The following is a 14,537-nucleotide window of genomic DNA, read 5'->3' on the forward strand; positions in this document are numbered from 1 at the left end:
TTCCACCACCAGCGCCAAGTAGGCGGGGCACGGCGACGGCCCTCAACTGATCCCCCTCTCCGGAGTCCCTCTGTGCTCAATCTGCCTTATGCCACCGAGGTGTTGTCGGTCCCCGCCGCTGACGGCACCGCGCTGTCCGTCTACCGCGACACCTCAGCCCGCCCGCGGTCCGACGGCGCGACGATCGTGCTGGTGCACGGCGCGTCGGTCACCGCCGACCTGTGGCGCGTCCACACCCGGCACCTGACCAGCCTGGGCTTCAACGTGCTGCGCTACGACCAGCGCGCGCACGGCCGCACCCCGCGCGGCCAAGCACCGCTGACCATCGAGCAGCTCGCCGACGACCTGCACCACATCCTGCGCGCCCTCGCCCCCACTGGACCGCTGGTGCTCGCCGGCCACTCCCTGGGCGCCCTCATCCTCCAGGAATTCGCCGCCCTGCACGCCCAACTCCTGCACCGGATCCGGGGGATGGTGCTGCTGTCGGCTACCGCCCACGGCGCGAGCGTTATGCCCGGCCACAGCCCGCGCGCCCTGCTTCTGGCCGCCGGACGCAGCCTGTTCGCCCTGACCTGCACCCACGCGCCGCAGACGGTGGACCGGGTGCGACGCCTGCTGCCCGACACCAACCCTTACACCCTCACCCCCCGCCCCGGCACCGGGCCGCACGACAGACCGCCGCCGTGCCGCCACGGCGTACGCCACACCCCCACAGCCGATCTCGCAGCGCTCTGGCAGTCCCTGCGCCGCTACCGGGCCCGCTACCTGCCCGTGCTGGAGCAGCTCGGCGGTCGGCTGCTGCTCATGGCCGGCGCGGACGACCAGCACATCCCCGCCGCCCACACCGCACAGCTGGCCGACCGCCTGTGCGGCGCCCGCCTGGAGATCCTGCCCCGCACCACGCACGCCCTGCCCATCCGCCACCCCGCACTCATCAGCGCCCGCATCGCCCACCTCGCCGCCGGGCCGCACTCCGACTCTCGCCTCCCGAAGGACCGGCCATTTCCGAACTTCCCGCTTTCCGAGCAATTTCACTAGGTGCAGGGATTCAGTCCAGCGCTATGCTCACCCTGTCAGTCGAAGGCATTCTCCCGAAGGTCGACTACGCGATTTTCGCCGACACGGGCTGGGAACCCGGGGCCGTCTATGCACACCTGGACCGCCTGGAACGAGAGATAGCCGAGCCCGCAGGCATACCCGTTCTGCGCGTCTCCTCGGGAAACATTCGCAAGGATGCTCTGGACCCGGAGCACCGTTTTGCGTCCATGCCTCTCTACGTCCTCAACCAGGACGGCAGACCTGGGATGACCAGGCGCCAGTGCACAGGGGAATACAAAATAACACCGATCAAAAAGAAGGTCCGAGAAGTACTCGGCTACCCATATCCTGCACGCATCCCAAAGAGTGTCTTCGTCGAGCAGTGGGTCGGCATATCTACTGACGAGTTTCACCGGGCCAAGGACGCCGACGTGAAGTACATGCGCAACCGGCACCCCCTCATCGACCTGGGGTGGTCGCGATCCGACTGCGTCCGCTACCTGACCTCGCTCGGTCTGGCCGACACGCCGAAATCGAGCTGCCTCGGGTGCCCATTCCACGGAAACGCCCAATGGCGGCACATCCGCGACAACTCCCCTGAGGAATGGAAGGACGTGGTGGAGTTCGATGCGGCCATCCGAAAGGGGAACGCCCGCGCCAACGCCACTGGCAACAGGCTCCTCGGTGAGGCGTTTCTCCACCGCTCCCGCGTCCCTCTCAGCGAAGCCCCGATCGACCACGTCACCGCCGCCGAATGGGCGGCGATGCAGCAGGAACTCACCGCCACCGGACCGGACCTTGAGGAGCTGGAGAAGGGCGTCATCGACGGCTGTTCCCCGTGGGCCTGCCGCGGTGAAGTCGAGCCGGTGCAGGACGACTTCGGACTGGCCTCTTGATCACCCTGGACCTGTTTGCGGGACCGGGTGGATGGAGCCACGCACTGAACGTCCTCGGCGTCCGGGACATCGGGCTGGAATGGGACCAGTGGGCCTGCAAGACCCGTGCGGCAGCGGGGCAGTTGACGATTCGCACGGACGTGGCCCTGTATCCCGTCTGGCCGTTCCTCGGACGGACCACCGGACTCATCGCGAGCCCGCCCTGCCAGGCATGGTCCATGGCCGGCAAACGCCTCGGCCTGGTGGACCAGCCACTGGTGCACCAGGCTGTCGCGGATCTCGCCGCTGGCCGCGACACCCGCACGCAGCTGCTCTCCGCCTGCCAGGATCAGCGCAGCCTCCTGGCCGCCGAGCCCATGCGCTACCTCCACGCCCTGAACACGGTGGGCGAACCGGAGTGGGTCGCCATGGAGGAGGTCCCCGACGTCCTGCCGCTCTGGCGCCAGTACGCGGCCACCCTCCGCCGGTGGGGCTACTCCGTATGGACCGGCATCCTCAACGCCGCCGACTACGGCGTACCCCAGACACGAAAGCGCGCCATCCTGCTCGCCTCCCGCGTTCGTACGGCCGAACCGCCCTCGCCCACCCACGCCCAGGTCGCCGAGCCCGAGTCGCTGTTCGGGCCGGGTCGCACCCGGTGGGTGTCCATGGCCAAGGCCCTCGGCTGGGGCGCCACCGACCGGCCCGTCCCCACCGTGTGCGCCGGCGGCGGACCAGGAGGCGGCCCCGAACCCTTCCCCTCCGGCTCACGAAAGACCCTCTCCGACGCCCGCGACCGGGGCACCTGGGCACCCCGCGCCGACGAGATCGTCCTGCAGTCCCGCCGGGAAGGAGCAGGCTGGGCCGTACGGCACAGAGTCTGGGACAACCGGCTGGCCGACGCCCCCGCTCCGACCTTTACGGCGGAAGCGCACCGCTGGTCCTGGTCCCTGCGCAGCAACAACCAGGCCAACGCCACGGTCAGGTCGATCGAGGAGCCGGCCGGGACGCTGTTCTTCGGGCACCGCGCGAACGAGTGCACCTGGATCGCCGAGCCCGTCGGCACCGCGCCGGAGAACGAGACAGAAGCCACGCCGGAGCCGATCCGGATCACCGCCCGCGAGGCCGGCATCCTCCAGACCTTCCCCGCCGACTACCCGTGGCAGGGCAACAAGGGCCAGCAGTTCTCCCAGATCGGCAACGCCGTGCCCCCGCTGCTCGCCGGCCACATCCTTGCTCCGCACCTGCGCGTTCCCCTCAACCCCGACGACTTCACCCTGGCTGCTTGATGCCCCGGACCCCCGCCCCCGACCAACCCGAGGACGACCTCGACGACCTGCCCGATACGCATCCGCCGCAGCCCGTGTACTACGCCGAACAGGCCCTCCTCGGCGCCCTCCTCCTCGAACCCCACCGCCTCACCGACATCGCCGGGATCGAGCCCGACTCGTTCTCCAACCCCGCGCACGGCGCCCTGTTCGCCGCAATCCGCGCCCTGCCTGCCCCCGACCCGAACCAGCACACGCAGGACACCAGCTGGCTGAAGGCGGTACTCACCGCAGCCCGCGAGCCCGCCCCCGGGCTGACCGCCTCCTACCTGCACACGCTCATCCAGGTCTGCCCATGGCCTAGGCATGCGTCCGCGTACGCGCGGATGGTCGAGACCGAGCATGCCCGCCGTACCCTGCGCGCCCGCGCCGAGCGCCTCGTGCTGACCGCGACGGACGTCACGCTCCCGCACCCGGTGCCCAGCACCCTCGCCGAAGCCGACGCCCTCGCCCGCGCCGTGGACGACATCGCCGCAAGGCTCCCGTCACTCTCCGGCTCCCTGACCCGCATCCCCGCACCCCCGTCGGCAACCAACTCCGACAACGATGAGGAAGCGGTCGATGAGGAGCGGCTGCTGCTCGCGACCGCGACGGCGCACCCTGCTGATGTCGAGCAGATGCGGTGGCTGAACGCCGACGACTTCACCCACTCTCTGCACGCCGGTCTGTGGCAGTGCCTGGCCTCTCTGGCCCGGCGCCGTGCCCCCGTTGACCCGGTCACCGTCCTGTGGGAGGCCCAACAGCGCGGTCTCCTCGCATCCGGGGCCGAACCGGCAGAGCTGCTCGACCTCCTCGGAGCACCGGCCGGTTCCGCCGAGTACTGGGGCGAGCGGATCCTCCAGCGCTCCGTCCTCGCGACCGCGCGTCACGTGGGCCTGCGCATCGAGGCAATCACCGATGACCCGGCGACCACGCCGTACCAGCTCATCCTCGGCAGCCGCCGCGCGCTCGCCGAACTGTCCGCCGCACGCGCCCGCTGGCACCACGCCACCTCACCCGCACCCACGACCACGCGCACCAGGACCACGGCACCGCCCCGGGCCGGCCCGCCACGGACCACGGCGCCCCCCGCCCGTATCTCCCGCTGATCCCGAACCCGCCGGTGGCCGGGCCTCCAACGATCCGGCCACCGGCAGAAGCGAGCACCCCTTCGTGACGTCCCCCTCCGCCGACGCGTATGTCCGCCTCGACACCCACCCCACGCACACCAGCGCCGTAACTGCCACGATCACCGGCTCCCAACGAGAGCCAGCCCACGCTGTGCTGACTGCCCACGGCTCCGAGGCCCCCCACGACGAGACCCTGGTCCTGGCCCGCATCGACCACGAGCCCTACTGGGCCGAGAAGGCCGCACAGGCCCTGACCGCAGACGGCTGCACCACCGAGATCACCCCTCGGCTCCGCGAAGCCATGGAGGAAGAGTGGACCTGGGCCAACCACCCGATGCGCTGGTGTACCCGGGCGGAGATCCGGGAGGTGTCGAACGAAGCCCAGAAGATCCACGATGACATCCGCCACGGTCGGCTCATCATCCACGCCCACGCCGACGACAGCGGCACCACGGTCGCCGTCGGCACCTACCGCGACAGCGGCAAGAACGTCTACCTCCACGGCGAGAACCACCTGCGGCAGATCGCCGACACCTTCGACTCACCCGCAAAGGCCCTCACTTCCTTCGAACGTCTCCACGGCGACGCCATGCGGCCCGGCCCCGCGCCCATGACCGACATCGAACGCGCCGCCACCCGCGCCCGCACCTCGCTCGACACACCCGCCCCAGAACCGGAGATCGTGCCCGCCTACACCGCCGATGCCAGCGACCACGATGTCCTCCTCGAGCAGTTCCTTGCCGCACACGGCGACTGGGGGAAGTGGCGCACCTGGACCGACGACACCACCCACGCGATCCACGAATCCCAGACCCTGCGCATCGAACGCGTCCACGAATCCGACCCCCGCGAGACCGCCTGGACTGTGGCCGCCTACGAGACGCCCGTCTCCGACAGGATGTGGCACCTCACCGCGACCGGCACCACCCCCGCCCCCGTGCTCCAAACCCTGCTGCACCACCTCGCCGAAGGCGACGCGTGGGACACCGCCATCGGTAGCCCCGTCAACGAGAAGACCGTCACCGCCGCCACGAAGCCTTTCACCGACGCTGGCTGGAAGCACACCGTCGACGGACGCTGGATCCGCTGGACGAATCTATCCGGAGACGCCGGCATCCAGTTCGACGTCTTCGCCGCCCAACAGCCGAACAGCACACTCTCCACCTGGACCATCTGGGCTGGCCCAAGCATCGACCACGCCACCTGGACCCTGACGGCATCCCCCTACACCCCCAACTCGCTGCTCGCCGACCTAGCCGACGCCCTCGCCCACCGAACCGGCACCCGCCAGACCCGCGCCTCACCACGCGAGCGCGGCAGGCAACTCCACACCACACCCCCGGCTATGGGGCCGGCAACAGCGAGCCACACGAGCGGCCGAGCCCTCTACCATCCAACCGATTCGGGTCAAGGACCCTCCCCCTGCCGGTAACGGCCCAGGGCAGCTGCGGACGGCACCGCAGGCCACCGGGCACGCCCCGCAAGCGCCGCCGACGCCACCGGAAAGCTGACAACGGCTCGCAGCAGATAAGCGCAGCCTGCTTCCAGGACCGCCTCCACTACCTGCCCGTACGTCGGAAGGCGCGACCACCACAACATCCACAACGGTCCAGTCCGCACCCGCTCTCACGTCACGGACGCAACGAACGGTTACGCCGCCGCATAACTGGCGCGGAACAGGTCCACAGCCCGCTCTACGTCCCGCTCGGACCGCAACTGCACCTCCAGGTCGCCCGTGCCGTGGTGGCCCAGTCCTGTCACATCCCGGGTAAAGCCCGGCACGAGGTCGACCTCGTTCGGATCAGACTTGAGGTAGACAAGAAGCTTGGTCTTCTGGGGCGGGCAGACGCAGGCGAAGTTCCGCAAGCGCTGATACGCCCGATACTGCTTGCGCTGCACCCGACTGATGCCGTCCCCGAGGCCGAGCAGCATGTCCTCGACCGCCTCCGCCAGCTCCGCCAATGCTCCGGCCTGCCCACGGACCGGCGGCAGCCCTGCCGCGCCCCGTCGCGCCCGCTTCTCAGTCGGCGCCCTCCCGGTGACAGAAGCTACGGTCTCAAGTCCAAGGAGTTCCTGGCCGAAGAACCGGTAGCGGACCAGGTCGATGCTGCGTCGGTGTTCGCGTACCGCGTGGAAGTCGTAGCGGGTGAAGTCGCCGGCGACGCAGATCAGCCGGGGTGCGCTCCACAGGACCTGGGCCGCGGCCGAGGCCCCGAGCCGGTCGCGGACCATGTTCCGGAAGACGTCCTTGTGGGCCATCAGCCATGCCATGTAATAGAGACCCTGGTTAATCACCCCCGCGTCAGTGCCTCGCTTGTACTCCACGATCACCGGCGCACCGTTCTCGTCAAGCCCCAGCGAGTCGATCCGTCCGCCGCTGGCACAGTCGATGATGTACTCACGCGCAGGAACCGCACCCCTAGCATCGTCTCCATGTGCGCCTCGACGAGGTCCTGCACATCCGCCTCGGCCTCAGCAAGATGCGACACGACCTCTGTCACGCCGCTGTTCGTCGTTCGGAACAGCTTCAGACCCGACACCTTCCCCTCCTCGACTCGAAGATCGAGAACGTCATGGAGAGACAGGTTTGTTTCCGCGAGGACCTACGAGCGAGTGAAGATGCTGTGAGCAGCTACGTCCGGGCCACCGACGGGCAGAGAGCTTCCCGACAACCCCAGGGGTCGCCAAATCCCACGTGGGCGGAGCTGTTCGATAGCCAACGCGACCTGGACGACAACGGCTACATCAAGGTCGCCTCGCCCTCCACCCGCACGAAAATCCCGGCGTTTGCGCGAGACCAGTGACGTCGTCAACCTCTCCCCGCGCCCTCGACCCCGAAGTGGCTCCGGCCGTCGTGCCGACTTGACGCACCCGGAGTGCCGGGACAGCTTCTTCCGAACGGGACCTGCCTCCTGCGTTCCCGACTCGTTAATGCGGCGACCTACCTAAATGCCGCGCACGACCGCAACCTTCACTCCTACGCTCAGGCCGTGACAACCACGACCGGTGAAGATCAATACCTCAGGCGGATCCTGGCGCTGCTGGACGGCGCCCGGCCCTATGAGGACCTCATCCGGTCCGACTCCAAAGGGTGGCAGGTGCAGCCGGGCAGCGCCCTCGCAGGCGACGACGCCAAGACGAACCCCTACCAGGTATCGCACAACGCCTGGAACGCCCTCAGCGTCGCCGTCGACCATCTGCACTGTTATCGCTCGACCCTGGTGGGGGAGCAGAAGGGCAGTGAGGTCCCCATCACGCTGTACACACACGGGCAGTACTCCCTGTTGAGGGGGGCATTCGAGAACAGCGCCCGGGCGGTATGGACGCTCGCACCGCCCAAGCGCCTCGTACGTGTGCAGCGTCGGCTCTCCCTGCAGGCCAGCGAGTACCGGCACTCGGACCATCTACTCGAAGTCCTGCAGCAGCAGCCGCGGCGCAGCACGGATGAGCGGATGGGGCAGCTGACGGCCCTAATTGTGGCCGCGGGCACGCCCCAGGAAGAGGCGAAGAAGGCACTGAGGTCGCCGAGCTACAAGGACATCGTGCGCGAGGCGGGAGCCTTGACCTCGATGGGGGCCGATCAGGCCGAGGTCATCTGGAGTGGTTGCAGCTCGCTCGCGCACGGCGACACCTACGGGACCCTCAGCTTCCTCGATCGCAACATCGTGGCGACCGAGGGACGCGTCAACCTGACGCAGCTGACCAGCTCGCCGGTGCTTCTCCACCGGGCCACCGACCGCGCCGTCGCGATGTTGCAGCGCGGCTTCACCCTCTTCAAAGAGCGGGCTACCTGCCACCGCTAAATCATGCCGCGTCCAGGATCTTCCCTGGAACACGCCCAGTCTCTGCCCTGCACCAGCACTCCGGCCGGCTTCCGCGTCATCGGCACCCGGGACAGCACATCGGCAGTCCACGACGGCTGGTGGCACGGCGTCACCGAGCGCCGCAACGCGCATCGTCTGATCCTGCGTGCGCCCGACACAGCGCCGCACCGCCGCCGCGCGGCACCCTAGTCCTCCCCGGCACATGGGATGCACCACGGTGCGGCAGCCCCTGTGAGAGGGCGTTTCGTTCCGCTGTTTAGTCTCTATATGCCCTGATTCGTTGGGGATCTAGGTGCCGCGCCAGCTCGGGGTGGATTCGGCTGTGAGGCGGCGGGTCATGAGGTTGATCATTGCGAGGTGGACCATGACTTCGGAGCGATGCGGCTTGGCCTCGTAGTCGCGGGCCAGGCGGCCGTGGTCCATCAGCCAGCCCGGCGTTCTCTCGGCGGCCCACCTGCGGGGTAGGGCGGTGAAACCCCTGCTGGTGGGGTCGCGGCGGACGATGTACATGTCGATGCCGAGGGTCGCGGCGTACAAACGCCGCGGCCGCGGACTGGATATCGGCCGCCCGCCGGACCACGGGATGCCGAACCGTCGGCCTGTGTGATCGACGCCCAGAGCGTCAAGACCTCCACCAGCGTCCCCGCCGCCGGCCAGGGCATCGACGCAGGCAAAAAGATCGTGGGCAGGAAGCGGAGCATCGTCACCGACACCATCGGCCTCCCGCTTGCCGTGCTGGTCACCGCTGCGAGCGTGCAGAACTCCGTCGCTGGCACCCAACTCCTCGACCATGTCGCCGCCGAGCATCCCCGCGTCCGCAAGGTGTGGTTCGACGGCGGATACCGCCAGCACCTCGTCGAACACGCGGCCACTCTCAGCATCGACATGCAAATCACTCAACGCACGCCCGGGACCAGGGGATTCACCCCCATTCCGAAACGCTGGACGGTCGAGAGGACCTACGGCTGGCTCATGCTCCACCGCCGCCTGGCCCGCGACTACGAAACCCTCGCCGCCCACTCGGAAGCCATGATCCATATCGCCATGACCGACCTCATGACCCGCCGCCTCACCAGCGAAAACACCATCTCCTGGCGCGACTCGACACCGCAGGACAAACGGTAGATTCCGGGATGAAACAACAGGAGAAAACGACCTCTAAACGACTCACGGCGCGCAGCCGCGAATAAGCCCGACCGTGTCTTCGAGACACCGCTCGATCTGGTCTGCGGGAACCGTGCCACCCATGGCCAGGATGCCGAAGCCGAGCACCGCGGCGGTGGTCGGCAAGCTGATGTGCTCGACCGGGCCCGCACGGACCTCGCCCCGGCGCTGGCCGTGCTTGAGCAGTTCCGCGGTCAGGATCTCCAGACGCCGCCTGACCTCGATCAGCTGCTCGGAGGTGGTGGGGGAAGTCGAGGAGTACTGGTCCCTCTGGCGTGCGCGCGACGTTGCCGACCCACGCGTCGCCGTGTACCACGCACTCGGGAAGGCCGGCGGGCCGCCGCTCCCACCGCTTGAGGAGTTCCGCCTCGCCGATCATGTAGCCAGGCGCGATCATCCTCCGGGAGCGACATGGCCGCCTTGATCCGCTCGGCACCCTGCCTTCGACTGAGGCGGCCGCCGCGGTTGCCGCCTCTCTTCGCGGAGCCCCTGCGGTCGGCAGGTACCGCCCCCTTGTAGACCGGCCGCAGGTCGACCAGGACCGCCTCGGCCCATCCCGGGCCCGGCGGACCTTCCCCCGGTCACCGTGTTCCCCTGGCCGTTATGTGAACCGGACCTGGCCTACTCCGAGCCGCCCGCCCGACGGCACCCGCGATCCCCAGCCCCTCGGACCGCGCCCCGATCCGGCGCTACTGGCCACGCGCGGGCAGGCCGCACGTCTGCAACACCTTCTCGTCATAGCCGATGCCGGCGACCTGCGGCGGGCGGACCATGCCGTCGGCACCGACCGCGGGTTCCCGCCGGACGGGGTCGGTGTCGATCAGCGACTCGTAGTACGTGTTGTTCGGGATGGCCACGCCGATATGGGCGCTGATCGGGCCCGGGCTGTGGACCTCGGCCCGCAGGTGGAAGGCCTCGGCGAGGTGGGCCGTGCGCAGGGCGCCCGTGATGCCGCCGCGCAGGTGCCAGCTGGTGCGGACCATGGTGGCGCAGCCCGAGGCGATGAAGTCGGCGGTGTTCATGTGCGCGCCGTCCGAGCACTCGCCGACCAGCAGCGGGGTACGCACCCGCTCGCCGAGCCATTTGTGCGCGGTGACGTTGAACTCGCGCATCGGCTCCTCGTACCAGAGGTACCCGGCGTCGTCGAGGGCCCGGCCGAGGTAGACGGCGTCGGCGAGGTCGAAGCCGGCCGAGCCGTCGTACATCAGCGGGATGTCGTCGCCGACGTGCTCGCGCAGGGCCGTCACCAGCCGGGCGTCGCGCCGGGCGTCGCCCCAGGCGTGCAACTTGATGGCCGGGTAGCCGAGGTCGAGGCACTGGTCGGCGACGTGCAGGTACTGCTCGATGCTGTCGAAGGTGACGGTGGAGGCGTAGGCGGGGACAGCGTGGCGGAAGCCGCCCAGCAGCCGGTACAGGGGCAGTCCGGCGGCCTGGGCCGCGATGTCCCACAGGGCGATGTCGACGGCCCCGAGGACGTAGATCGGCATCTCCTCGACACGGTCGAGCTCCCACACCCGGTGCCAGAGGAACTCGCGCATCAGGGCATCGGCGCCGAGGAGTTCCTCGCGCAGCCGTCGCTCGACGATGTCGGCGAGGATCACGCCGCGGGCGGCCGGTGCGATCCCGCTGATGCCCTCGTCGGTGCCGATCACGAGGTAACCGGTGGTGTTGACGCGCTCCGAGCCGGGCAGTCCGTCTCGCCACTTGAACTGGGGTCCGATGTCCTTCGGGTCTGCGAGATGGACATCGACGCTGGTGATACGCACGGTACGGGTCCTTTCGGCGGGTGAGCGGCGGTTGCCCTCAGAACTCAATTTGAAATCTCAGATCTCAAATCTCTTGTCGGACGGTAGGTGTCGTGCTTCCCTTGCGTCAATCCCCCCAGACCCACCGCTCACCGGGCCGGACATCGCCCCACGAGCGGACGCACCCTCCCCCACCCGAGCCGACCGTCCCTTCCCTCCCTGCGAGGTCACCCGTGAGAAGAACCCCGCTCCGCGCCGCCGTGCTCGTCGCCGCGCTCGCCCTCTCCGCCGCCGCCTGCGGCGACGCCACGCCCCCGGATCAGTCCGCCCCCCAGGCGGCCGCGTTCAAGCCCGTCAAGCAGGAGCCCGGCAGCACCCTGACCGTCTGGGCCGACTCCACCCGCCAGCCGGCCGTGGAGGCCTTCCGCAAGGCGCACCCCGACGTGAAGATCGACCTCGTCACCTACAGCGGCCAGGACACCGACCTGCGCACCAAGATCCAGCTGTTCGACCGCTCCGGCAGCGGCTGGCCGGACGTCGTCTTCTCGACCTCGCTGACCACGGCCTCCTGGACGAGCACCGGCGCGCACCCCTACGCCGCCCCGCTCAACAAGGGCCTGCTGCCCGAGGCGACCATCTCCGGTTTTTCCAAGGGCGCACTCGACCCCTGTACCTCCAAGGGCACCGTCCACTGCCTGCGCAACGACGTGGCCCCGACCCTGCTCTGGTACGACAAGAAGCTGATGACCAAGTGGGGGTACCAGGTGCCCACGACCTGGGAGGACTACCAGAAGCTGGGCGAGAAGGTCGCCGAGGAGCACCCGGGCTACCTGGTCGGCTCCGTCGACGTCGCCCCGAACACCTACCTCTGGCCCAGCCGCTGCCCGGCCGAGGGGCTCACCGGTCCCAAGGAGATCCACGTCGATCTCTCGGACCCGAAGTGCACCCGCATGACCAAGATGCTCGACAAACTGTTGACGTCCGGTTCCCTCACGGCGGAGAGCCCCTGGGACGCCTCGTTCGCCAAGACGAAGGCGGACAAGGTGCTGATGATGCCCGGCCCGACCTGGTACGGCCAGTACCTGTTCGCCGGCCCGCTGAAGGTCCCCGCCGATCGGATGGCCGCGGCGGCTCCGCTGAAGTGGTCCGACGACGACCGGACCTACACCGGCGACTACGGCGGCGGCGTGTGGCTCGTCTCCTCCCACAGCAAGAACCTCAAGGGCGCCGCCGGCCTGGTGAAGTGGCTGACCACCGACAACTCCGTCCAGGTGGTCAACCCGAGTCTTCCGGCGTACGAGCAGGCCGCCGAGGCCTGGCTGGTGAACCCGAAGAACACCTCGTACTTCGCCGGTGACGTGGCCCCCGCCTTCAAGCAGGCCTCCGCCCAGATCTGGCCCGGCTGGACCGACACCACCGAGTTCAACGTGACCGAGCTGTACAAGTCGACCGTCCTGCCGAAGGTGACCCAGGGCGCCACGATCACCTCGCTGCTGCCCGATCTGCAGAAGGCGATCAACGACAAGGCCGCGTCGCTCGGATACAAGGTGAAGTGACACCATGCGACTGGCAACCGACCCCGCCCGCCGCACCCGCGGCGGGCGGGCGCCCGGCCCCCGCTCGGGACTCTCCAGCCGGGCCGGCTACCTCTTCGTCAGCGGCTACACCGTCCTGCTGATCGCCTTCGGGATCCTGCCGGCCGCGTACGCGATCTGGCTGGCGCTGTCGAACAGCCGTCACCAGCTCGTCGGCCTCGGCAACTTCACCCGCACCTTCGCCGACTACCGCTTCGCCGCCGCCCTGGGCAACGTGCTGCTGTACGTCACCATCTGGCTGGTCTCGCTGACCGTCCTGGTCCTGGCCGCGGCCCTGATGCTGCACGGCCGGATGCCGCGTACCGGCAAGGTGCTGCGGTTCGTCTACTACATCCCCGGGGCCCTGGCGGGCGCGGCCAGTGTGGTGCTGTGGCTGATCATGCTCGACCCGGCCGTCAGCCCCGCCGGTTTCCTCCTGCGGGCCATGGGCCAGGACTCCCTGCCCACGGTCATCCTGCCGGAGCACCTGCCGGTCGTGTTCACCGTCATCGCCTTCTGGACCGGCGCCGGCGGCTGGATCATCGTCATGTACGGGGCGCTCAACAACATCCCGGCCGAGCTCCTGGAAGCCGCCCGCATGGACGGCGCCGGTGTGCTGCAGACCGTGCTGCGGATCCAGCTGCCGATGCTGCGGAAATGGATCACCTACATGGTCATCCTCGCCTTCGCGGGCGGCACCCAGCTGTTCGTGGAGCCGCAGCTGGTCACCACGGCGAGTCAGCGGATGGTCTCCGACTCCTGGTCGCTGAACCAGCTCAGCCTCCAGTACGCCTTCCAGGCCAACGACTTCAACGGCGCCGCCGCCCTGTCGGTGGACCTGCTGCTCATCGGTGTGATCGCCGCGGCGGCCGTGGTCTTCCGCGGCGGCCTGTTCGAGAGGGACTGATGCCCCGTGTCCGTCATCGACTCCCCACCCGCACGCACCACGGCCACGGCCCCTGCCACGACGCCCGCTGGCCGCCGCCGGACCACGGCACGCTCCGCCGCGGCACGCGGTCTGTGGTGGCTCTGCTCGGCGGGTTTCGTGCTGTTCTTCGCGGTGCCGATCGTGTGGCTGGTGCTGGCCCCCACCAAGTCCGACGCCCAGATCATCACCGGCCACCCTTTCGCGCTGGGGTCGCCGGCCGGCCTGGCCCGCACCTGGCACAAGCTGTACGGCTACCAGGACGGGGCCGTCCTCACCTGGATCAGGAACTCCACCGTCTACTCGTTCGGCGCGCTCGCCCTGACCCTGGTGACCTCGGTCCCCGCGGGCTACGCCCTCGCGCTGACACAGTTCGTCGGCCGCAAGCTGCTCCTGACCATCACGCTGATCGTGATGATCATGCCCGCGTCGGTCCTCGTACTCCCCATCTACCTGGAGGTCGACGCCGTCCATCTGACCGGGACGATCTGGTCGGTGGTCATGCCGCTCTCGTTCTTCCCCTTCGGGGTCTACCTCACCTACATCTACTTCTCGTCGACCATCCCGGCGGACGTCCTCGCGGCGGCCCGCCTGGACGGCTGCGGCGAGTGGCAGGTGTTCACCCGGATCGCGCTGCCGCTGGCCCGGCCGGTGATCGCGCTGGTCGGCTTCTTCAGCTTCGTCGGCAGCTGGAACAACTTCTTCCTGCCGTTCGTGATGCTGCCGTCCAGCTCGCAGTACCCGGCCCAGGTGGGCCTGAGCAATCTGCTGGCCTCCTCCCAGATCGTCTATCCGGCGGCCGCGAGCGGCATGGGCCGCCCCGAACTCGCCCTCGCCGCCCTCCTGACGATCCTCCCCGTGCTGCTGGTGTTCCTCTTCTCGCAGCGCTCCTTGGTCTCCGGCATGCTCGCGGGTGCCTCCAAGGAATGACCGCCCGAGCCGGACAGGCACCCCT

13 protein-coding genes and 3 pseudogenes are annotated in these 14,537 nt (G+C 68.9%); 12 read left to right on the plus strand and 4 right to left on the minus strand.

Going from position 1 to position 14,537, the window contains the following annotated elements; genetic code table 11:
• Positions 1 to 72: 72 nt before the first annotated feature.
• The 5 genes from ACLZN2_RS14300 to ACLZN2_RS14320 all read left to right on the plus strand — a co-directional run bounded on the left by ACLZN2_RS14300 (position 73) and on the right by ACLZN2_RS14320 (position 5,782).
• Positions 73 to 1,038 (plus strand): alpha/beta fold hydrolase, encoded by a 966-nt coding sequence (locus tag ACLZN2_RS14300; RefSeq protein WP_416978828.1) that lies wholly within the window; start codon positions 73 to 75, stop codon positions 1,036 to 1,038.
• 23 nt (positions 1,039 to 1,061) lie between these two features.
• The gene (locus tag ACLZN2_RS14305) at positions 1,062 to 1,934 is read left to right on the plus strand and encodes a hypothetical protein (protein WP_416978829.1); all 873 of its coding nucleotides are present in this window, start codon (positions 1,062 to 1,064) and stop codon (positions 1,932 to 1,934) included.
• On the plus strand, positions 1,934 to 3,202 hold the full coding sequence (locus ACLZN2_RS14310; protein WP_416979000.1) for a DNA cytosine methyltransferase: 1,269 nt from the start codon (positions 1,934 to 1,936) through the stop codon (positions 3,200 to 3,202). The genes ACLZN2_RS14305 and ACLZN2_RS14310 overlap by 1 nt, the downstream gene beginning before the upstream one ends.
• A complete protein-coding gene (locus ACLZN2_RS14315) occupies positions 3,202 to 4,329 on the plus strand; it encodes a DnaB-like helicase N-terminal domain-containing protein (protein ID WP_416978830.1) in 1,128 nt (375 codons plus the stop codon). The genes ACLZN2_RS14310 and ACLZN2_RS14315 overlap by 1 nt, the downstream gene beginning before the upstream one ends.
• Before the next feature lie 64 nt (positions 4,330 to 4,393).
• Positions 4,394 to 5,782, plus strand: coding sequence for a DUF317 domain-containing protein (locus tag ACLZN2_RS14320; RefSeq protein ID WP_403833925.1), 1,389 nt, complete (start codon positions 4,394 to 4,396; stop codon positions 5,780 to 5,782).
• A gap of 218 nt (positions 5,783 to 6,000) precedes the next feature.
• On the opposite strand, the pseudogene ACLZN2_RS14325 reads toward ACLZN2_RS14320, so the two are convergent.
• A pseudogene (locus ACLZN2_RS14325) lies at positions 6,001 to 6,890 on the minus strand (endonuclease NucS domain-containing protein).
• Between ACLZN2_RS14325 and ACLZN2_RS14330 the strand changes: the two are divergent.
• The 3 genes from ACLZN2_RS14330 (at position 6,786) to ACLZN2_RS14340 (ending at position 8,363) form a co-directional block, all read left to right on the plus strand.
• Positions 6,786 to 7,154, plus strand: a complete 369-nt coding sequence (locus tag ACLZN2_RS14330) for a hypothetical protein (protein ID WP_416979007.1) — start codon at positions 6,786 to 6,788, stop codon at positions 7,152 to 7,154. The pseudogene ACLZN2_RS14325 and the gene ACLZN2_RS14330 sit on opposite strands and share 105 nt — an antisense overlap.
• A gap of 186 nt (positions 7,155 to 7,340) precedes the next feature.
• Positions 7,341 to 8,153 carry a hypothetical protein gene (locus ACLZN2_RS14335; RefSeq protein ID WP_403833938.1) on the plus strand — a complete coding sequence of 271 codons (813 nt, stop codon included), beginning with the start codon at positions 7,341 to 7,343 and terminating at the stop codon, positions 8,151 to 8,153.
• A 3-nt stretch (positions 8,154 to 8,156) separates the two neighbouring features.
• Complete coding sequence (locus ACLZN2_RS14340) at positions 8,157 to 8,363, plus strand: hypothetical protein (RefSeq protein WP_416978831.1); 207 nt, start codon at positions 8,157 to 8,159, stop codon at positions 8,361 to 8,363.
• 99 nt (positions 8,364 to 8,462) lie between these two features.
• Here the strand turns inward: ACLZN2_RS14340 and ACLZN2_RS14345 are convergent.
• Positions 8,463 to 8,708, minus strand: a pseudogene (locus ACLZN2_RS14345) (IS5/IS1182 family transposase); the annotation flags it as partial.
• Between the two features lie 45 nt (positions 8,709 to 8,753).
• On the opposite strand from ACLZN2_RS14345, the pseudogene ACLZN2_RS14350 reads away from it, so the two are divergent.
• Positions 8,754 to 9,299 (plus strand): annotated as a pseudogene (locus ACLZN2_RS14350) (transposase); the annotation flags it as partial.
• 42 nt (positions 9,300 to 9,341) lie between these two features.
• On the opposite strand, the gene ACLZN2_RS14355 reads toward ACLZN2_RS14350, so the two are convergent.
• On the minus strand, positions 9,342 to 9,464 hold the full coding sequence (locus tag ACLZN2_RS14355) for a hypothetical protein (protein WP_416978832.1): 123 nt from the start codon (positions 9,462 to 9,464) through the stop codon (positions 9,342 to 9,344).
• A gap of 563 nt (positions 9,465 to 10,027) precedes the next feature.
• Positions 10,028 to 11,104 carry an enolase C-terminal domain-like protein gene (locus ACLZN2_RS14360; RefSeq protein ID WP_416978833.1) on the minus strand — a complete coding sequence of 359 codons (1,077 nt, stop codon included), beginning with the start codon at positions 11,102 to 11,104 and terminating at the stop codon, positions 10,028 to 10,030.
• Positions 11,105 to 11,316: 212 nt separating this feature from the next.
• Between ACLZN2_RS14360 and ACLZN2_RS14365 the strand changes: the two genes are divergently transcribed.
• From ACLZN2_RS14365 to ACLZN2_RS14375, 3 genes are read left to right on the plus strand one after another with little or no spacing between them, the layout of a single operon-like run.
• Complete coding sequence (locus ACLZN2_RS14365) at positions 11,317 to 12,639, plus strand: ABC transporter substrate-binding protein (RefSeq protein WP_416978834.1); 1,323 nt, start codon at positions 11,317 to 11,319, stop codon at positions 12,637 to 12,639.
• A gap of 4 nt (positions 12,640 to 12,643) precedes the next feature.
• Positions 12,644 to 13,564, plus strand: a complete 921-nt coding sequence (locus ACLZN2_RS14370) for a carbohydrate ABC transporter permease (protein ID WP_416978835.1) — start codon at positions 12,644 to 12,646, stop codon at positions 13,562 to 13,564.
• Positions 13,565 to 13,579: 15 nt separating this feature from the next.
• Positions 13,580 to 14,512, plus strand: a complete 933-nt coding sequence (locus ACLZN2_RS14375) for a carbohydrate ABC transporter permease (RefSeq protein WP_416979001.1) — start codon at positions 13,580 to 13,582, stop codon at positions 14,510 to 14,512.
• Positions 14,513 to 14,537 lie beyond the last annotated feature (25 nt).

This window comes from Streptomyces sp. T028 (assembly GCF_048159505.1).
In the GTDB taxonomy this organism is placed as follows: domain Bacteria; phylum Actinomycetota; class Actinomycetes; order Streptomycetales; family Streptomycetaceae; genus Streptomyces.